The sequence below is a fragment of the Serratia sp. NA_112.1 genome (assembly GCF_052691715.1).
The window spans coordinates 110472-130931 of sequence record NZ_JBQZFO010000005.1; the positions used below are offsets into that span (position 1 = coordinate 110472).

Genomic DNA, 20460 nt, shown 5'->3' on the forward strand with positions numbered 1-20460 from the left:
AACGGAGTTGCAAAGCGAGGATCAAACGACGGAATAATCACATTGTACCATTTGATTCGTTAGCAAGTTAAGGATATGTTGCTTTTTGGCGGTAATGTGTTTCGATTGATTGGGCGTCATCGTTTTACCTGCACTGCATAGTGGACGCTACCCCGATCCGAAACCCTTTAAAGTGAAGGGGTAAAAATCCAGGGGTAGATTTAATAACCTATTTCTCCATTGCCCATTGTTAGTCAATAAGCTCAACGTTCCCTCCGGTATTAATGACCCCGAGATCGCCTTCTTAAAACTCCCGAATTTCAAAACGCTGTTTAACCACGCGCAAGACTAACTGGCGCAGCCAGCGATGAGCCGCGTCAGCTTCCAAACGTGGATGCCACATTTGCGAGACGGTTATGCCCTGAGTTTTAACCGGCAGCTCAAAAGCAAAGAGTGTAGCGGTAGCGTCACAGCCCACCGGGTGATTGAGCAGGAAAGAGGCCGGGACCAATGCCACCAAATCAGAGGCCTGCGCCACTGCCAGCGCGGCGGGAAAACTCGGTACCACTGCGGCGACTTTGCGTTCCAGTCCCAGGTCGGCCAGCGCCTGGTCTACCGGCCCGGTTAATAGCCCACGGCGTGAGGCAACCACATGACCCCAGGCGGCATATTGTCGGGCAGTAATCTCCGGCTGTTGTTCAAACGGATGGCCTTTGCGGACTACCGCGACAAATCGGTCACGGAACAGGGCCTGCAAGCGAATTTCCGGCCCCATTACCCCCAGCACGCCAATCTCAAGATCGACCAGACCTTCGCGCAAATGGGTGGAACTTTTCTCTGGCTTGGGGGCAAAACACAGGCGCACCAAAGGGGCTTCCTGTGCCGCCGCCGCGATCAGCACAGCGCCAAAGGCTTCGACAAAACCTTCGTTGGCGCGCAGGGTAAAGGTTCGTTCCAGGCTGGGTAAACTCAGATCCGATACCGCAGGACGAAGTACCGCGCGGGCTTCGAACACGGCGTTTTGCGTTCGCTCGCGTATCTCTACGGCATAGGGTGTCAACACCATATTGCGGCCGGCACGCACCAATAAGGGATCGCCGGTGACCGCTCGCAGGCGACTAAGCGTGCGGCTCATCGCAGAAGCACTTAGCTTAAGTCGGCGGGCAGCACCCGCCACGCTGCCCAGGGTAAGCAGGGCATCGAGAGCAATCAGTAAATTGAGATCGGGGTCTGTCATGTCGGGCATCCTGAGCTATCAATGAAAGCAGGCGTTTGCTGCATGTTATAAGTGCAAATGCTGCGCTTTCCGCAATTCCGCAATCTTTCGCCGGCAAGGCCGGTTTAGCGTTCATTTTATTTACGATGAGCCATGGATTGGCGGGCAAAGTTGCACGCTGATTAATGGCTGGTTGAACATTTAGGCGTAGAATAATTCACTGATAGGCATCATTGATCTCACAGTGGGTATTCATCAATAAATAAAAAGCCGATAACCCGTAAAGGTTATCGGCTTTTCGCTGCCGGTCAGGGGGGATTAGACGGCAGGCAGCTGCTGCGCGGTTTTTTCCACCAGTGCCAGCAGAACTTTGATATCGTCCAGGCTGACCGTTGGGTTTAACAACGTCATCTTCAGGCAGGTTACGCCATTAAACTCGGTTACCCCGACGTTGGCACGGCCGGATCCCAGCAATGCGTCACCAATTTGCTGGTTCAGCAACGCCACGGCGGCATCGCCGCTAGCGGCTAATGACTGCGGACGGTAGCGGAACAGCACGCTGGCCAACTGAGGCTGCATCACCAGTTCCAGCGCCGGTTGGTCGCCGATATAGTGGGCAACCTGTTGTGCCAGCGTCACCCCGTGATCGATGATCGCGGCGTATTGCTGTTGCCCTAATGCCTCCAGCCCCATCCACAGTTTTAACGCGTCAAAACGGCGGGTGGTCTGCAAGGATTTGGACACCAGGTTAGGCACGCCCTGAGCTTCGTCAAATTCGGAGTTCAGGTAGGCCGCCTGATAGCGCATCAGCTCATAGTGGCGGGCTTCTTTCAACAGGAAGGCACCGCAACTGATGGTCTGGAAGAATTGTTTATGGAAGTCCAGGGTAATGGAATCCACTAATTCAATACCGTCCAGATAGTCACGGTACTTCTCGGAAAGCAACAACGCGCCGCCCCAGGCCGCATCAACATGCACCCAGATCTGGTGTTCTGCCGCCAACTGCGCAATCGCACGTAGCGGGTCGATAGCACCGGCATCGGTGGTGCCTGCGGTGGCAACAATCGCCAGGATCTGTTCGCCATTGGCCTTGGCTTGCGCCAGCTTTTCGGCCAGGTCGTTTACATCCATCCGTGCGAATTGATCGGTTTTCACCAGCGTAACGGATTGATAACCCAGACCAAGCAGCGCCATGTTCTTTTGCACCGAGAAATGGGCATTTTCAGAACACAAAACTTTAATCTTGCGCAGGTTACCGACCAGTCCATCCTGCTGCACAGAGTGGCCCTGTTTGGCGAAGAAGGCATCGCGAGCCAGCATCAGCCCCATCAGATTGCTTTGGGTACCGCCGCTGGTGAATACGCCTGCATCGCCTGGCTGATAGCCGACCTGGGTACGCAACCACTCGATCAGCTTCATCTCGATGATGGTGGCAGACGGGCTTTGATCCCAGGAGTCCATGCTCTGGTTGGTGGCGTTGATCAGCACTTCCGCGGCTTGGCTAATCACCAGGCTTGGGCAATGCAAATGCGCGACGCACTGTGGGTGATGCACCGACAGGCTGTCCTTTAAAAAGTACTCAATCGCGCGTTCGATCGCCGCCTGGTTGCCCAGGCCCTGAGGATTAAAATCAAGCGTAATGCGTTCACGCAGTTCGGCAACGGTTTTCCCCTGATACATCTCGGGTTGTTGCAGCCACTGTACTACTGCCTGGCTACTTTGCTCGATCGCTTGCTGGTAGGCTTCGGTGCTTTGCGCCGAAGCGGCCAGAATCGGGTTTAACCGGGACATCGAATTCACTCCATACCTACAGGCTTGACGCCGGCGGCTAACAGGGCCTGTTCAAATTTATCCAGGAAAATGCCCAGTTCGTCGTTGGTGATCAACAGCGAAGGCAGCAGACGCAACACGTTGCCGTTACGACCGCCACGCTCCAGGATCAACCCGGCTTCGAAACATTTCTTCTGCAGTAGGGCAGACAATTGAGGATCTGCCGGGTAACACCCCATATGATCCTGAGCTTCGTCCGGTTTAACGATTTCCATACCAATCATCAGGCCCAGGCCGCGCACGTGGCCAATGGCCGGATAACGTTTTTGCAGCTCGGCCAGCTTGGCTTTCAGCCACTCGCCTTGTGCAGCGACCTTACCGGCCACATTGTTATCTTTAAGGTGCTGCAGGGTGGTCAGACCGGTGGCCATCGCCAGCTGGTTACCGCGGAAGGTGCCGGTATGATGACCTGGTTCCCAGGCGTCAAATTCTTTCTTGATGCCCAATACCGCCAGTGGCAAGCCGCCACCGACCGCTTTGGACATCACGATGATGTCCGGCTCAATACCGGCGTGTTCGAAGGCGAACAGTTTACCCGTACGGGCAAAGCCGGCCTGAACTTCATCGATAATCAGCAAAATGCCGTGTTCCTGTGTGACTTTGCGAATGCGCTGCAACCATTCGACCGGAGCCGGGTTGACGCCGCCTTCACCCTGAACCGCTTCCAGGATGACTGCCGCAGGTTTGCGCACGCCGCTTTCGACGTCGTTAATCAGGTTTTCAAAATAGTAGGTCAGTGCTTTAACGCCGGCTTCGCCACCGATACCCAGCGGGCAGCGGTACTCATGCGGGTAAGGCATAAACTGAACTTCCGGCATCATGCCGTTAATCGCTTCTTTCGGTGACAGGTTGCCTGTGACCGCCAGCGCGCCATGGGTCATGCCATGATATCCGCCGGAGAAGCTGATCACGCCAGAACGACCGGTGTGCTTTTTCGCCAGTTTCAGAGCGGCTTCAACCGCGTCTGCGCCCGAAGGGCCACAGAACTGCAGGCAGTATTCCTGGCCTTGTCCTGGCAATAAAGAGAGCAAATAAGCTGAGAACTGATCTTTCAACGGTGTTGTAAGATCGAGGGTATGTAACGGCAAGCCGCTGGTAATGACATTTTGGATGCTTTGGAGGATATCAGGATGGTTATGACCCAGAGCCAGCGTACCCGCACCCGCCAGGCAATCAAGATATTGATTATTCTCAACATCGGTGATCCACACACCTTGGGCTTTCGCAATTGCCAATGGCAATTTACGGGGGTAACTCCTGACATTCGATTCAAATTCGGCTTGTCTCGCCAAATATGTTTCATTGTTTACATTTTCTAAACTCACACCGAAATTATCAATACGGACTTTATCCGTCATCATATCTCTCCTACAACTGGGGGTATCAGTAACGCCCTAGTTGAATTATTAAAATGAATAAGTAACTACCGTGAAAAAACGCGCCCAATATATGGCTTTTTACCCCCCGGCTCAATAGTTATTTGGCTGCATGAAATTTAATGTTTTTTCTATTAAAAACAATAAATTGCTGGTTTATTGGTCAATAATGCCGCCGTATGGCCGCGACAGGGGAGTTGACCAGGCACGTAAAGCTCCCTCAATTAAAGTAGGGGTACTAGCCCAATGCATTTATTTTGCTGACAATTTTGTGATTGTCGCCGGGTTGACGCCTGAACGTTTTTTAAGCAACAACTTATTATAAATAAATCGCTGCTTAGAAATTAAGCGCATTTAGGCTGGTATAACCGGAGCTAGAGCAGGGTCTATGGTTGTTGAAGTTAAGTATCGAAGGTTTTATTGATGTTTAGTTGGCATGATTAATTCCTCCCAAGGGCCAGTAAAACCAGCAGAACCGTCTAAGCTGAATGAAATAAGTCATTTACGGTGCGGTGTTAAGCCATTAAGGGTAACGGCTAGCCATGCAGGTTGTGAATCAGCATCGCCCAGCAAAGATAAGCCGGAGTAACCTATGTACGAACCCTGTTTTCCAGAAAATGAAACCGAACGGCTATCGGTTCTGCATTCACTAAACATACTGGACACGAATTCAGTAGAGAAATTAGACCGGGTCACGCGCCTGGCCGCCAAATATTTTGGCGTCAGTATTGCCCTGATTTCGTTAATCGACCGTGAGCGCCAATGGTTCCTTTCTCGCTCGGGTCTGGATGTACGGGAAACACCTCGCAATATTTCCTTTTGCGGTCACGCCATTTTGCAGTGTGACACGTTGGTCGTGCCGGATACTGCGGTTGACCCGCGTTTCTTTGACAACCCCCTGGTCACTGGCGGGCCAAAAATTGGTTTCTATGCCGGGCACCCCTTGTTGTCACTGGACGGCCTGCCGTTGGGCACCTTATGCATTATCGATGGTCACCCACAGGCGTTATCTTCTGATATGGTGCATGATTTACGCGATTTTGCCGCCGTTATCGAAGAGTATCTGCACAGTATTGAACGTGATATCTATACCGAAAGTCTGAAATCAAACCTGCAACGTACCGAAGCCCTGTTTGAGCAGACCTTTGCACAGGCGGCAGTGGGCATGGCTCTGGTCTCGCTGGAAGGGTATTGGCTTCGGGTGAATCCGCGGATCTGTGAAATGTTGCAGTACTCTGAGCGGGCACTGTTGGAGCGTACCTTCCAGGACATCACCTATCGTGAAGATCTGCACAACGACCTAGGAATGTTGCAACAGTTATTGGCCAATGAGATAGACACCTATTCGATGGAAAAGCGCTATATCCGCGCTGATGGTTCAACAATATGGGTTCAACTGACGGTGTCGCTCAATCGTATGCCGAATGGAGAGCCTCATCATTTTATCTCGGTCATTGTCGATATCAGCGAGCGCAAAGCGGCAGAAGCTGACCTCTATGCACTGCAACATGAGCTGGAAGACAGGGTAGTGACAAGGACCCGTGAATTGAATTCTGCCGTCAATAAACTCAATCAGGAAATTGCCAATCGGGCGCTCACCGAGCTGCAACTGAGCAATGAAAAAGAACGTCTGCGGGCCATTACCGATAATATGCCAGCGCTGATCAGTCAGATTGACGCCAATGAGCGGTATCTGTTTGCCAACAGCGCCTATAAAACCTGGTTTGGTCTGGATGAAGAACGTCTCAAGGGAATGAGCGTGCAGGCATTTATGGGTGATAGTGCCTATGAAATGGCCAAGCCAATGATTACACGGGCGCTGAGTGGGGAGACGGTCAGTTTTGAGAGTGAACTCCAAACGCGCCAAGGGACAGCGATCATCCATACCACCCTGGTACCCAGTGAAACCCAGGGCTTCTATATTCTTTCCATGGATATTACCGAACTTAAACGTTTGCAGCGGCAGTTAGAGTACGACGTCTCTCATGACATGCTGACCGGGCTAACCAATCGGCGGGCTTTCCTGCTTCGGCTGGGAGCAACGCTGCAGGCTTGTTGCCCACAGCAGCAGATGGCGTTGTTGTTTATCGACCTTGATGGTTTCAAAATGCTTAACGACAGCTTTGGCCATGATTTCGGCGATCTTATCCTGAAAACCTTTGCAGAATTGCTCAATGCCTGTGCCGGGCCTCATCACAGCGTTTCACGCCTCGCCGGTGATGAGTTTACGGTTATCCTCTGGCCTTTGGCGCATCCGCAGCTGCAGGTCAGCGCGTTTTGCGAGAGCGTATTGGTCAAGCTGGCGGCATTGGAACGGGTCGGCAATCAAAAAGTGAGTCTCTCTGCCAGTATCGGTGCAGCCATTACTTCTGGCGGCGATATTACCGCTGAGGCCCTGCTGACCAAAGCGGACGATGCCATGTATCGGGCCAAATCCGCAGGGAAAGGGACCTATAACATCCGGTAATCAGAGCTTTCGCTGGTGTCAGCCCAACCAAGGATAGCTGGGCTGCCGTTAAAAGGAGTGAATGTGCCAAGCCGTCGTCAAAGCAATTCAGTGATAATAACCTCGACCACATTGGGCAGGTTCAGTGGCTTTACTGAAAACAGTGAATTAAAGACTTCGGCATTGCCGCCTTTTGTCTCTGCGTATTGATGCCAACGTTGATTTAAAACAGCGTGTTCAAATGAAGTGACGATGCGTACGGTGTGATTAAGATAGGTCTGAATAACATAAGAGGTATCTGAAGAGAAGTAAATGCAGCATGCATGAGTGTAATCCCAGTTTTCATAGTTGAGCAATATATTAACCAGATCGCCGTTTTTGTATTTTTTCAATTCATTTCCGTTCAGGTTATCGACTTTGATTCTGTAACTTTTATCCGTGTCTTTTCCTCCTGCCTTTTCATAAACGGCACCGGCGAATTGAGTGCAACCAATTGAACCATCGGTGGTTTTATCTGAATTTAAATTGTCAATTCTTATTGCGGAGTGAAGTTCAGCTAAAGCTGCATTAATGGCATTGGTCATCTGTTTTTTATCAATGGACATAATATCACCTGTATTAATAAGTCATGATTGAATATTACCTGAAGTTCGGTGGTGACGAGCAGTGTGAAAATGCGATTCTAATCTGGAATACTGACGGCTATTTGACAGTTGGAACCATAAAAATCACCCCCGTTATTTTTCAGAACTACCCATCCCTTAACGTCCGTGCGTGGCTCCAGGTGGGCTGCGCCGACAACAATGACATAATGACCAAATAAAATAGCAATTGATTTGAAATTTATTTGGTCACGGGCGAGTTACAACATTAATAAACATAGTCTGAATTGCAATGATATGTCGTTTTTTCTTAATTATTTCTATGGTAATTTTCCGTTATTTAAATAACTCATTGTTATTGGTTGATAAAGATAACATTCTGAGCAGGTTGATTAATATCCTGGGTTATAATATTAACTGAAAGAATTTAATAACGAATGAAGTGCTATTACTCGCCTTTTAGTGACAATGTCACTGAGTGCGGACAAGGCCCACTTTGGTGCGCCAGCGCTTCAAACAAGTGAGTTTTTGCGTATGAGGCATACGTCCTATATATTTATTAACAGGCCCACAGGCCGTTAGGGAATTGTGATACTTGATCCAACTAATCACCGATTACTAGGAAGCTATCATGCATAAAAGAACACTGGCGACATTGCACTACGAGAAAATGCCTTACGATGGAGTCTACTACCATATCTTGAAACGTGAGGCGCAGGGGCACACGGCGCTGTTGAAACTTGATGCTGGCAGTCATCAGTCAGCCAGAATGCATCCGGGCTGGGTCAAACTGATGGTTCTGTCGGGTGAGCTGAAAATTGGCGATCAGACTCTACAGGCTCATGAGATGTTGATGATCCCGGCTAAAACCGCCTACACGGTGGATGCCATCACCGAAGTTTTCTGCCTGGCCATCTCTGAACTGGACGGGGTGGAACTGGCCCGCTAGGGCTCTTTGCAAATAAGCCAGGTTGGTGCCTACATTGGCTTATCTGGTGGAATTCCCCGTCATTCAGCGGGGAGTTCTGATTCAAAACTTATTTTTTGAGCTTTTCGTGACGCCATAACTTATACCCCCGGATATTCCCTTCAGAACAATGCGGTACGTGCAACCTTGGATAAGGTGATCCCGTTCCTGAAAACACAGCTGGGCTGCACCGAAAATTGTAAGCTGACAAGGCGCGTTTTGACGAGATCTGCAGGGGGATTATTGCCAGTTGTTTTCAGATTTCACGTAGCGCGATCAAAAAAGGAGGGCATTTTGACCGATTCGACACAACTTTTGGCATTAATCCAATCCCTGGAAGTTAAGCTGCATCTGCCGGCAACAAGGAACAACATTGCTGTGGTCAGTGAGTTGCTGCATGACGACTTTGAAGAGATTGGGCGTTCAGGTCATTACTATGATAAACAGCAAACCCTGGCTGCACTACAAAGAGAAAGTGATAAGGCATCGATTTTTTCCGAAGGCTTTAAGCTGGCCGTCATTACCGAAGGTGCGGTGTTGCTGACGTACCGTAGTTTTCAACATGGTGACGATGGTGGCGTTACTCGATGCACATTGCGTTCGTCGATCTGGCAATTATCTGCAAATGACAATGGCGGTCGATGGCAGATTCGTTTTCATCAGGGGACGCCGACGAATTGCTGACACCGGCGATGTTGAACCACAAGCAAAAGTCATCAATGAACAAAAGTTAGCTGCTGAAAGAACCGGTAAAGAGAAAGGCGAGGTGAGCTATGGCCAGGTTGGATAACCGGGTGCGTAGCTATAAATTCAATTTAACATAATATACATTATGCGCACCAATGCTGTAACAGCAAAGTTGTAATGTCCGCCTTGGGCTAAGTTAAGATGTCCGTCATGTATAATCAACAAGAAGATCACCATGACGGCTCATGCAGCGGAGTTTTTACATTGGATGAAGTTAACCGACTCATTACCGTTTTGAGCGGCCATGTATACGGCTACGAACTGGGCTTCCTTCTCCTGTAATCAAAGGACATTTCTACTTTGCTGACATGCGGACATGCGGACATGCGGACATCTTAACTTAGCTTTGACAAAGGTGGATATACGTAGAATCTGAGGTTCTGGACTTTATCAGGTATCTCTATCAACCATCTCGCCATTCGGCAACATCATCTCAAAGCTTCTTTGCGCCACATACTGACCAACTTCATTGCACACAATTCCCGTTTCTTCCTGTAGCCTATGGGATAGTCAGGCCAGTTTTCACACAAGGAACTCCGTATGTGTACCACAGAGAAACATATGATTGTTATCGGCGCGGGAATTATGGGGGCATCAATCGCCTATCATTTGGCAGAACGGTTTGCCTGCCACAGGGCCTTTTAATTTATCAATATACTAACCGTGAATAAAATGTTTTAACATTTTCAGCATAAGACAGTACAATTCCGCCCGTTAATTTCGCACTGTTTTAGGATATATGTGTCGTTAATTAGGACTGCTACATCGCAAAGCCGCCTCCCCGCCTGTCTGGGGATTTTTGCGATCCTGATGTTGTTCATTGCTCCAGTGATATCTCGATCGCTGGAGCATGTGCGCGTCGGTCAGTCTGAAACCGCCAGCATGGCAGACTGTGGTATGGATATGTCGACACATATGCATCACTCACCACCGTCTGCACCGAGCGCTAAGGCCAGCATGCCGGGCATGTCAATGGCCATGCAGACCGGCAGCCACAATATGGCGATGATGATGGATGACAGTGCCTGCGGTTACTGCGTGCTGCTGATCCATGTGCCGTTGTTGGACCTGGCCTATTCGCCGTTGCTCTGGTCTGGCACGTTGCTGTCCCGCGCTCCGCCAGCGCATTATATCTTCCCGTTATTCGCCCATGTGGCCCACTCCGAGGCACAACCTCGCGCCCCGCCAGCATCACTTTCTCTGATTTAAAAATTAATAGACTGCAGCCAAATTATTCCTGTTGAGATAATTAAATCAGGAGGTGGACACACGCCGGTCAGATTTACTGCTGCAGAACATTATTTATCGCAACTCGGCTGGCGTTATTAATCCGCTATGGCGAGGACGCCCCCCTATTTACGGCAGCATTATGCTCCGGGCATGACTACGCCTAAATAATAATCGGTTGCGATATAAAAATACGTTTAGCGTCAAAATTTGCATTAAGGAACGATGATGTTCGATAAAACCAAGAATTATAAAAAACACCCTCTGTCACTGCATATTACTGCGGCGATGTCTTTGTTTGCTCTGGCGCCCTTCAACGGCCATGCTGCCGTCAAAACCAACGACGGTGACGTCATTACCGTGACTGCGCCACTTTATTCACCGATGACCATAGTGACATCGCCTAAAACACCTCGTCAGCCGGTGCCGGCCAGCGATGGCTCGGACTATCTGAAAACCATTCCGGGCTTCTCACAGATCCGTAACGGCGGTACCAATGGCGATCCGGTGTTCCGCGGCATGTTTGGCTCACGACTGAAAATTCTGACTGATGGTGGCGAAATGTTGGGTGCCTGCCCGGCAAGAATGGATGCTCCGACTTCATATATCTCACCAGAAAGCTATGATCTGCTGACCATCACCAAAGGCCCGCAGACGGTGCTTTGGGGGCCAGGTTCCTCAGCGGGAACGGTACGCTTCGAACGTGAGCGTCCGCGCTTTGACAAGCCAGGCATAAAGGGCAATGCCAGCGTATTGGCCGGCTCTAACGGTCGCTGGGATGAAAATATCGACGCTAGTCTGGGGGGTGAACAAGGCTATTTGCGCCTGATGGGCAACAAATCGCGTTCCAACGACTATCAGGATGGCAATGGCGACCGCGTGCCATCGCGCTGGGATAAATGGAATGGTGATTTGGCGCTGGGGTGGACGCCAGACAGCGACACTCTGTTGGAAGTGACCATGGGCCGAGGTAATGGCGAAGCACGTTATGCCGGGCGCAGCATGGACGGTTCACAGTTCAAGCGTGAAAGTCTGGGCATGCGATTTGAAAAATCCAACATTGGCGAGGTACTGGATAAGCTCGAAGCTCAGGTTTATTACAACTACGCCGACCATATTATGGATAACGTCACCCTTCGCTCCCCCGGTCAGAGTGGCATGGCGATGGGACATATGGGCATGGGTCATATGAATATGGGGATGACGATGCAACTGGATCGCCGCACCGTCGGTGGGCGCGTCATGGGTACCTGGCTATGGCAAGATTTCAAATTGGAAAGCGGTATGGATACGCAAACCAACACTCACCGCAATAAACAGGGCGACGGCTGGCAGAAGGATGCGCAATTTCATAACTACGGCGCTTTTGGTGAACTGACCTGGACCGCGACCGAACAAAACAAGGTTATCAGCGGTGCGCGCCTTGATCGCAGCCTGGTGGATAACTATCAATCGGCTAATGGGCGTGAACGTTCCGATACCTTGCCAAGCGGCTTTACCCGCATTGAGCATACGCTTGCCGGTATGCCGCTGATGGTTTACGCCGGGATTGGCTATACCGAACGTTTCCCTGACTACTGGGAACTGTTCTCCCCGACTCTGGGGCCGGACGGCAGTAAAAGTCCGTTTGATAGCGTGAAAAGTGAAAAGACCACGCAGATCGATATCGGCGCTCAATACACCGATAAACGCTTTAACAGTTGGGTGTCCGCGTACCTGGGTCATGTGAATGACTTTATCCTGTTCAAATACGATCCGCACCATGCTCGTATCAGTCAGGCCGATAACGTGAACGCCACCATTATGGGCGGTGAAATGGGCATGGGTTACCAACTTGCCGAGCACTGGAAAACCGATGCCAGTCTGGCCTATGCCTGGGGTAAGAACACCACTGACCACCAGCCACTGCCGCAAATACCGCCACTGGAAGCACGCCTGGGTTTGACCTACGAGCGTGGTGACTGGAGCAGTACCGGTCTTTGGCGTCTGGTCAGTAGCCAGCACCGTGTAGCGATCAATCAGGGTAACGTGGTGGGTAAAGACTTTGCCGACAGTCCGGGCTTTGGCGTGCTTTCCGCCAATGTGGCCTACAAGGTGAATCCGCAGGTCAAACTCAGTACCGGCCTGGATAATATCTTCAACAAAACCTACAGCGAGCATCTCAATCTGGCAGGCAACAGCACCTTCGGCTATTCATCGAATACTTCGGTGAATGAACCAGGGCGAACCCTTTGGGCCAAGGTCAATGTCACCTTCTAACTAACGGAGCCGGGTGATGATCATCGCCCGGCAAAGCCCATTTCGAGCCTGTTCTCACTGAAAGGTCCCTTCAATGTTTCGTTCTGGGGCTTCTCATTCTGTCTTTCTGCTCTTCTTTTTAGAGATTTTTTACGCGAGGATTACGACCCAGTACTTGTGACGCATCGACTGGGATATCAATAAGCAAAGATTTCATTGTATTACCCGTTGCTTTATCCAGCAAAATACTCAGATTGCTCAAATCAGGTGCAAGCTGCTCGGCCTCCCAGCCGCAAGCTCGTGCTATTGCGCAATAATCCAACGGCTTGAGGTTGGCGTGATAATTTTTTTCTTCTGTCTCTGGCAAGATGATGGGCAAACCCTGACCAACAATCGAAAAACTGGCGTTATTGACGAGAAAAATAACTAGCCCCAATTCACTCGCTTCCCCCAATGAACCGGAAAATAGTCGGAAGCATCCATCACCAGTAAAGAGAAACACTGGACGTGTTGGCAATGATAATTTCGCCCCAACAGCTGCACCGAATGCGCCCCCCATTGCTGAACCACGGTAGAGTGAATAAAAGTGAATATTGTTGTTTGGACGTTGAGTAACATATTGTCTGTCTTTGTAAGACAGGCAAACATCGTCAAACCCAATAGAACCTGCCGGCCACCAACGATCAAGTCGTTGATAAAGCTCAGCCATGTCAACATAACCAGGGCGAGGAGGCAGATATTGGCGGTGATTGAGATTATCAGGAGCGAAGGGAGAGTGAATATTGCCGAACGGCTTTTGTTGTGCCGCCGACAGAAGGTTACACAACAATTTATCCAGTGGGCCGGAGACCTGCCGATATGCTCCCTGACTCATATGTACGAAACTATTCTCTATTTGACCATAACTTCCAAGAATGTTAGTGAGGAAAAACGTCTTAGCGGCGGAAAATTTGTGTAGATTAACAGTGTATTCATCAGGGCAAGCGCCCAGCACTAGCAACACATCATCTTTCCCAATTGATTGATAGAGCGACAAGGCTTCATCATTCCCCCCGAATGAAATATAGCCAAAACCATAAGGATTATCTCGCTGCACAGCATTGGCACCATTGATGCTCCAGATAGCCGCGCAGCGGAGCATTTGACAAAATTGAGTCGTCAGGGTTGCCGCATCTGGATAGCGAGTCATTTCCTCTCCCACCAGTAGGATCAGACGTCGCCCATCAATGTCGTGTCGAAATTCGTCACAAAAATCGATGAATGAAGATCTTTGCTCGGGTAGTTTTACCGACGCTGTAGTTTTTGCGGGATGAGATGTTGGACTGTTGAGCGTGTTATGCAGCAAAACAAGTACAACCGGTTTTGCCCTTTCCAACTGGACCTGGGCAGATGATAATTTTTCGGCAAGGGTTTCTGGCGAGTCAAGCACAAAGACGGATTCAGGCAACTCGCTGCGTAATTGGGCGACAAGATTACTGCCAGACTCTGAAGTATCTTGCAATGGGGAGTGTCCCTGTATTTCCTCTCCGGTGAGGGGGACTATGTATATGGCTGGAATATCATGCAGTTTCGCATCGCTTATACCGCAACTGAGTAGTTTGCTAGCGGCTCCTGTCGTTGCGACTGCGGCCGCCATTCTACCGCTACTCAGATAATATCCTAATGGAATAAACCCGGCACTGTATTCAGCAATAGAGAGAAAACCTGACTCTTCAGAGCAGAAATTTACAAGGGGATTAATATGTTTTAAAAAATGAACAACCCCTCCACCAGTAACGCCAACATAACGGGTAATCCCCCATTTAGAGAGCGTCTCCAGTAAGAGTTGATATCCTATGGATACATCATTACCAGCAATTACCTTATTCAAAATTAGCACCTTCAGAAATAATTCATTACATGAAGGATAGCTATTGAAATTCAGTTTAAAGGTGTTTTTCAGGATTTTGATTCTCCGATCCTACTCGGCCTGTTGGTCAGGTTGGTAATACACATAGCCTTCCCGCGCCAGGCTATTTTTGATCCTGAAGCGCCAAACTATCGCCAGGGCGATAAACCACAGCGGCATACTGCACAGCGCTATCAGAGTATCCCGGTCAAAGACCATCAGCACCAGCGTGAAAGCGAAGAACGCCAACGTCAGCCAGGTCATGATCACCCCGCCCGGCATCTTGAAGGTAGAACGCTCATGCAGTTCGGGCTGTTGTTTGCGATAAACCAGATAGGCCACCAGAATCATTCCCCAACTGTAAACCACCAATATTGCCGCCACGGTAGAAACAATGGTAAACAACGTCATGACATTAGGCATCAGGATCAACAGCATGGTTCCCACCACCATACAGAAGCAGGAAAACATCAGGCTGCGGATCGGAATTGCCGTGGTGCGTGACAGGATTTTGAACTGTCCGTGCGCGTGTTTCTCCATCGACAGGCCATACAGCATGCGAGTACTGGAATAAACCCCGCTGTTGGCCGAAGACATGGCGGAGGTCAAGGCGACAAAGTTAATCACTGCGGCCGCGGCAGGCAAACCGGCCTGGTCGAACAGCATAACGAACGGGCTGCTGTCCGGCGAAACGTGGCTCCATGAGGTCACGGCGATAATCGCCAGCATCGAGAACACATAGAAAATGATGATCCGCAACGGGATCACGTTGATCGCCTTAGGCAGCACCTTTTGCGGATTCTTGGTCTCTGCCGACATAGTGCCCAGCAGCTCGATACCGGTGCAGGAGAAAATGGCAATCTGGAAGCCGGCAAAGAAACCGAATATGCCGTGCGGCATAAAGATATTGGGGTCGGTGATATTACTCACCGAGGCTTTAACCCCGTCCGGCGAGGTCCAGCCAATAAATACCATCCAGGCACCGGTCAGGATCAGCGCGATAATGGCAATCACTTTAATGATGGCAAACCAGAACTCTGCTTCACCAAACATCTTCACCGACAGCATATTGAACAGGCACAGCAGCCCAAGGGTCAGCAAGGCCGGCAGCCAGGGCGAAACCTCCGGGTACCAGTACTGCACGTACCCCCCGCACACCACTACGTCGGCAATGCAGGTCACCACCCAACTCAACCAGTAAGACCAACCGAGGAAGAAGCTGGCTTTGGGGCCCAGGTATTCGGAGACGAAATCGGCAAATGAGCGATAGTCGAGCTTGGTCAGCAACAATTCGCCCATCGCCCGCATCACCATAAACATAAAGAAGCCGACAATGACGTAGGTCAAAACAATAGAAGTGCCGGAAAGCGCGATGGTTTTACCCGAGCCCATAAACAACCCGGTGCCAATGGCCCCGCCGATGGAAATAAGCTGAATATGGCGCTCGCTCAAACCCCGTTGCAATGTTTGGGTACAGTCGTGCCCCTCGGTTGAATGGGTATTCAACCGATGTTGTTTACTTTTTGTCATGGTGTTACCTGTCCGTCATTAAGGCGATTAAGCAGCTTTCACCGCTGCAGCAGGAGTGAAACGCCGTTGGCGTTCTACCGGCAAAAAAGAAATTCAGGCCAAACGCTGCCTGCCCTTTTGTTAAAGGGAAGTAAATATCTGTACGTCTCAGAAAACGACTGTTCGAACTGAGTACCAGCCCACATTTAGCATGCGAAACATGAGCATGGAGGATAAATGGCTTTATATCAGTGGGTTATTATCATTCCCGGTCAAGAAAAAAATGCGGCCACCGCAGATTTAACATGAATTTAACTCTGGCGTCAGGAAACCGCATTGTCAACACGACACTTAAATAAAATGAAACTTTTTGATCACATTCAAGGTTCTGAAAAATAGATAAAAACGGGTTTTATGCATTTTTTATGCATAAATTATGCGTAGTCAGCCAACCCCTTCTGAAAAAGTAATTAACTATTCATTTTTGCGACGAAAAAACCGCTGAAAACCGCTCCGCAGCCCGCCAGGGGGGGCTAACAAGCCGCGCTTTTAATGGTAAATTTGGCATCGCAAAAGTGTTATGCACTTGGTAAACCACGGTTAAACAAAATAAACACCTCTATATAAAAAAGGTTGGTTATGGAAAAGCTATCCTACGCTTCAGAAAGTAGCACAACGGCCTGGGCCACCTATCTGCAACAAATCGACCGCGTTGCACCTTACCTGGGTGATCTGTCGCGTTGGGTTGATACCCTGCGTCACCCGAAGCGTGCGCTGATCGTTGATATCCCACTGCAGATGGACGACGGTTCAATCCGCCATTTCGAAGGCTTCCGCGTTCAGCACAACCTGTCGCGCGGCCCGGGCAAAGGCGGCATCCGTTATCACCCAGACGTTGATCTCGATGAAGTCATGGCGCTGTCAGCCTGGATGACCATCAAGTGTGCGGCGGTCAACCTGCCCTACGGTGGTGCCAAGGGGGGGATCCGCGTCGATCCTTTCAAACTGTCTGAAGGCGAGCTGGAAAGATTGACCCGTCGCTACACCAGCGAAATCGGGTTTATCATCGGGCCACAGAAAGATATCCCGGCACCCGATGTCGGCACCAACGCCAAAGTCATGGCCTGGATGATGGATACCTACTCCATGAACCACGGCACTACCATCACCGGCGTGGTTACCGGCAAGCCTATCCACCTGGGCGGCTCTCTGGGTCGTGAGAAAGCCACCGGTCGCGGCGTATTCGTTACCGGCTGTGAAGTGGCGAAACGTCTGGGCGTGCAAATCGAAGGTGCCAAGGTTGCGGTTCAGGGCTTTGGTAACGTGGGCAGCGAAGCCGCCCGCCTGTTTGTTGGTATCGGTGCGCGTGTGGTGGTGATTCAGGACCACTCCGCAACCCTGTTCAACGCCAACGGTATCGATTTGACCGCACTGACCGAGTGGCAGGCCAAGAACAAGCAAATCGCCGGCTTCCCTGGTGCCAGCGAAATTGAAAGCGAAGCTTTCTGGTCCGTAGACATGGATATCCTGATCCCAGCCGCGCTGGAAGGTCAGATTACCCGTCAACGTGCAGAAATCCTCAGCGCCAAACTGGTTCTGGAAGGCGCTAACGGCCCAACCTACCCAGATGCGGACGACGTGCTGCGTTCACGCAACATCACCGTGGTACCTGACGTTATCTGTAACGCCGGCGGCGTAACAGTCAGTTACTTCGAATGGGTGCAGGACATGGCCAGCTACTTCTGGAGCGAGAGCGAAATCAACGAGCGTATGGACAAGATCATGACCGACGCCATGATTCACGTTTGGAACAAGTCCGAAGAGAAAGAGTGCAGCCTGCGCACCGCGGCATATATCGTCGCTTGTGAACGTATCCTGACCGCACGTAAAGAGCGTGGCATTTACCCAGGTTAATGCGTTATCTCTCCCGGCTTGCTCTGCAGGCCGGGATTATTTCAAAATTACCCCCTTCAACGCAGCAACCGTTTCATCACCTTTCCGGTACTGGTCATCGGCAGCCGTTCGACAAACTCAACGATGCGTGGGTATTTAAACGCCGCCAGCCGCTCTTTGGTCCAGGCGATCAGTTGCTCTTCACTCACCGTCTCGTCCACATCCTTCAACACCACCACCGCTTTTATCTCTTCGCCCAACGACGGATGCGGTACGCCAATCACTGCCACCAATGACACGGCCGGATGGCGGATCATCAATTCCTCAACTTCACGCGGGTAGACGTTAAATCCGCCGCGGATAATCACATCTTTCGACCTGTCGACGATAAAATAGAAGCCATCGGCATCACGGCGTGCCAGGTCACCGGTTCTGAACCAGCCTTTTTCCAGCACCTCGGCCGTGGCTTCCGGGCGGTTAAGGTAGCCCTTCATCACATTGTGGCCACGCACCGCAATCTCACCAACCTGATCGATGCCCTCTACCGTTTTACCGGTGACATCGACTAACCGGACTTCCACCCCCCAAATTGGCTGGCCAATAGAGCCGACTTTATTGACCCTCCCCGGATGGTTAAAGGTAGCAACCGGGCTGGTTTCCGATAAACCGTAACCTTCCAGAATATTAATGCCGAAGCGTCGGGCAAAGTCCTCGATGATTTGTACGGGCAAGCTGGCGCCCCCGGAGACCGCCATGCGCATGTTTTTACGTAACAGGGCAAGATCTGCCGTATCGTCCAGTGCGTTCAGCAATGCCCAGTACATGGTGGGGACACCGGCAAAAAAAGTGATAGCGTGCTTTTGCATCAGCGCAATGGCCTGCTTCGCATCGAAACGCGGCACCATGACCAACGTCGCCGCCAGGGCAAAACCGGCGTTCATCTGTACGGTGGAACCAAAGGTATGGAATAGCGGCAACGTCACCAAATGGCGATCGGGATTTTCTAACGAACTATTGAACAACTGTACCGAGCCCAGTGCGTTCAGCACCAGATTGGAATGGGTCAGTTCCGCCCCCTTGGCACGGCCGGTAGTGCCACTGGTGTAGAGGATCACGGCGGTGTCGGATTCCACCGTGCTGACGCTGTCAAAATCGGTGGACTGTCTGCCGAGCGCCTGACTGAAACGGTCACCCACCAGCGGAAGGCTATCGCCGATAATAATAAAATCACGGCAATGTCCTGTGGTTTCAAACGCGCGTCGAGCTTCTTCCCCCAACGTCAATCCATTGCCACCCTCAAAGCAGAAGAATACCACCGCCTGCGAGTCTTGCAGGTAATATTCAAATTCACCGGCTTTCAACAGTGTGTTCAAGGGCACGACCACCGCACCGGCTTTGAGGATGCCATAGTAAATTGCCGGGAATTCCCAACAGTTCGGGCAAGCCAGCGCCACCCTTTCACCCGGCTGCACTCCCCTGGCCATCAGCAGGTTAGCCACCTGATTAGCCCGTTGATTCAGCGCGGCATAGTTAAACTCAATCCCCTCCTGCACCAACGCCAGCCGATCCGGAAACGAACGCGCACTCTCTTCAAGCAATGTAGCCAAATTTAGCATGAGGTTTTCTCGAAAGCAGAAACCGGGCATGCCCGGTGAGTCATCGACTGAGATACTGCGCGACCTCGCTGAGGTTGCTCTCCCTGAACAGCCTGCGGCGGAAAAAACCACGGCAGTAATCAGTATAGACGAGGTCATACCAGTGTAAAGGTTCGCGCTCCGCTGCCTGATAGGCTATATGTTAGGGATCATTTCCCCTCCCGGAGAGCCCCTGATGAGCAAGAAAAAGATCCTGATGCTGGTCGGCGATTACGCTGAAGATTATGAAACCATGGTGCCGTTTCAGGCGTTACAAATGATAGGTCATCAGGTGGATGCCGTGTGCCCCGATAAGGCCATAGGCGACTACATCATGACGGCGATCCATGATTTTGACGGCGCACAAACCTACAGCGAAAAACCCGGCCACCGTTTCACCCTGAACGCTGATTTTTCGGCAGCCAAAGAAGCAGACTATGACGCCTTATTGATCCCCGGAGGCCGAGCGCCAGAATATCTGCGACTGAATCCACAGGTCATCAAACTGGTGCAGGCTTTTGACGCCGCACGCAAGCCTATCGCCGCCGTTTGCCATGGCCCACAGCTGCTGGCTGCCGCCGGCGTGTTGAAAGGCAGAACCTGCAGCGCCTACCCGGCCTGCGCGCCAGAAGTACAGCTGGCTGGCGGACACTTTGCCGACATCGGCATTGATCAGGCCCATGTTGATGGCAATCTGGTGACCGCCCCGGCGTGGCCTGCACATCCGCAATGGCTGGCGAAATTTGCCGAACTGCTGGCGGAATAATGCAATAAAAAGGCCCGCAACACAGCTGCGGGCCTTTTTATTTTGACCGTTCGTGGGTTAATTACTCCGCCAACCATACAAGGGCCGGATCCTTTCCATCTCAAGATCCCAATGATTACGACGTCGGGATGGTGGGGAAAAT

The 20460-nt window shown here is 50.9% G+C and carries 14 protein-coding genes and 1 pseudogene; 8 read left to right on the forward strand and 7 right to left on the reverse strand.

Going from position 1 to position 20460, the window contains the following annotated elements:
* Positions 1–283: 283 nt before the first annotated feature.
* Entirely contained in the window at positions 284–1216 is a 933-nt protein-coding gene (locus tag ACUTQ5_RS12795; protein WP_445651554.1) for a LysR family transcriptional regulator, read from the reverse strand.
* Between the two features lie 91 nt (positions 1217–1307).
* Here ACUTQ5_RS12795 and ACUTQ5_RS12800 point away from each other — a divergent pair.
* A pseudogene (locus ACUTQ5_RS12800) lies at positions 1308–1400 on the forward strand (phenazine biosynthesis protein PhzF family); the annotation flags it as partial.
* Positions 1401–1513: 113 nt separating this feature from the next.
* Here ACUTQ5_RS12800 and ACUTQ5_RS12805 read toward each other — a convergent pair.
* Both ACUTQ5_RS12805 and ACUTQ5_RS12810 read right to left on the reverse strand, forming a co-directional pair.
* Positions 1514–2986: a pyridoxal phosphate-dependent decarboxylase family protein gene (locus ACUTQ5_RS12805; RefSeq protein ID WP_445651555.1), complete on the reverse strand. Its 1473-nt coding sequence runs from the start codon at positions 2984–2986 to the stop codon at positions 1514–1516.
* Between the two features lie 5 nt (positions 2987–2991).
* Positions 2992–4383 (reverse strand): diaminobutyrate--2-oxoglutarate transaminase, encoded by a 1392-nt coding sequence (locus ACUTQ5_RS12810; protein WP_445651684.1) that lies wholly within the window; start codon positions 4381–4383, stop codon positions 2992–2994.
* Between the two features lie 610 nt (positions 4384–4993).
* Here ACUTQ5_RS12810 and ACUTQ5_RS12815 point away from each other — a divergent pair.
* On the forward strand, positions 4994–6868 hold the full coding sequence (locus ACUTQ5_RS12815) for a PAS domain S-box protein (protein WP_445651556.1): 1875 nt from the start codon (positions 4994–4996) through the stop codon (positions 6866–6868).
* A 77-nt stretch (positions 6869–6945) separates the two neighbouring features.
* On the opposite strand, the gene ACUTQ5_RS12820 is transcribed toward ACUTQ5_RS12815, so the two are convergent.
* Positions 6946–7452, reverse strand: a complete 507-nt coding sequence (locus ACUTQ5_RS12820; RefSeq protein ID WP_445651557.1) for a hypothetical protein — start codon at positions 7450–7452, stop codon at positions 6946–6948.
* A 628-nt stretch (positions 7453–8080) separates the two neighbouring features.
* Between ACUTQ5_RS12820 and ACUTQ5_RS12825 the strand changes: the two genes are divergently transcribed.
* The 4 genes from ACUTQ5_RS12825 (at position 8081) to ACUTQ5_RS12840 (ending at position 12649) form a co-directional block, all read left to right on the forward strand.
* Entirely contained in the window at positions 8081–8398 is a 318-nt protein-coding gene (locus ACUTQ5_RS12825) for a cupin domain-containing protein (protein ID WP_012145173.1), read from the forward strand.
* 312 nt (positions 8399–8710) lie between these two features.
* Positions 8711–9100, forward strand: a complete 390-nt coding sequence (locus ACUTQ5_RS12830; RefSeq protein WP_445651558.1) for a nuclear transport factor 2 family protein — start codon at positions 8711–8713, stop codon at positions 9098–9100.
* 804 nt (positions 9101–9904) lie between these two features.
* The gene (locus ACUTQ5_RS12835) at positions 9905–10372 is read left to right on the forward strand and encodes a DUF2946 domain-containing protein (RefSeq protein ID WP_445651559.1); all 468 of its coding nucleotides are present in this window, start codon (positions 9905–9907) and stop codon (positions 10370–10372) included.
* Between the two features lie 243 nt (positions 10373–10615).
* A complete protein-coding gene (locus tag ACUTQ5_RS12840; RefSeq protein ID WP_445651560.1) occupies positions 10616–12649 on the forward strand; it encodes a TonB-dependent copper receptor in 2034 nt (677 codons plus the stop codon).
* A gap of 118 nt (positions 12650–12767) precedes the next feature.
* Here the strand turns inward: ACUTQ5_RS12840 and ACUTQ5_RS12845 are convergent, their stop codons facing one another.
* Both ACUTQ5_RS12845 and ACUTQ5_RS12850 read right to left on the reverse strand, forming a co-directional pair.
* Complete coding sequence (locus ACUTQ5_RS12845) at positions 12768–14507, reverse strand: thiamine pyrophosphate-dependent enzyme (protein WP_445651561.1); 1740 nt, start codon at positions 14505–14507, stop codon at positions 12768–12770.
* An 81-nt stretch (positions 14508–14588) separates the two neighbouring features.
* Positions 14589–16046 (reverse strand): amino acid permease, encoded by a 1458-nt coding sequence (locus tag ACUTQ5_RS12850; protein WP_445651562.1) that lies wholly within the window; start codon positions 16044–16046, stop codon positions 14589–14591.
* A gap of 618 nt (positions 16047–16664) precedes the next feature.
* Here ACUTQ5_RS12850 and ACUTQ5_RS12855 point away from each other — a divergent pair.
* Positions 16665–17939: a Glu/Leu/Phe/Val family dehydrogenase gene (locus tag ACUTQ5_RS12855; protein WP_445651563.1), complete on the forward strand. Its 1275-nt coding sequence runs from the start codon at positions 16665–16667 to the stop codon at positions 17937–17939.
* 56 nt (positions 17940–17995) lie between these two features.
* On the opposite strand, the gene ACUTQ5_RS12860 is transcribed toward ACUTQ5_RS12855, so the two are convergent.
* Positions 17996–19534 carry a long-chain-fatty-acid--CoA ligase gene (locus tag ACUTQ5_RS12860; protein ID WP_445651564.1) on the reverse strand — a complete coding sequence of 513 codons (1539 nt, stop codon included), beginning with the start codon at positions 19532–19534 and terminating at the stop codon, positions 17996–17998.
* A gap of 214 nt (positions 19535–19748) precedes the next feature.
* On the opposite strand from ACUTQ5_RS12860, the gene ACUTQ5_RS12865 reads away from it, so the two are divergent.
* Positions 19749–20318 (forward strand): DJ-1/PfpI family protein, encoded by a 570-nt coding sequence (locus ACUTQ5_RS12865; RefSeq protein WP_017892877.1) that lies wholly within the window; start codon positions 19749–19751, stop codon positions 20316–20318.
* The last annotated feature ends 142 nt before the right edge of the window (positions 20319–20460 follow it).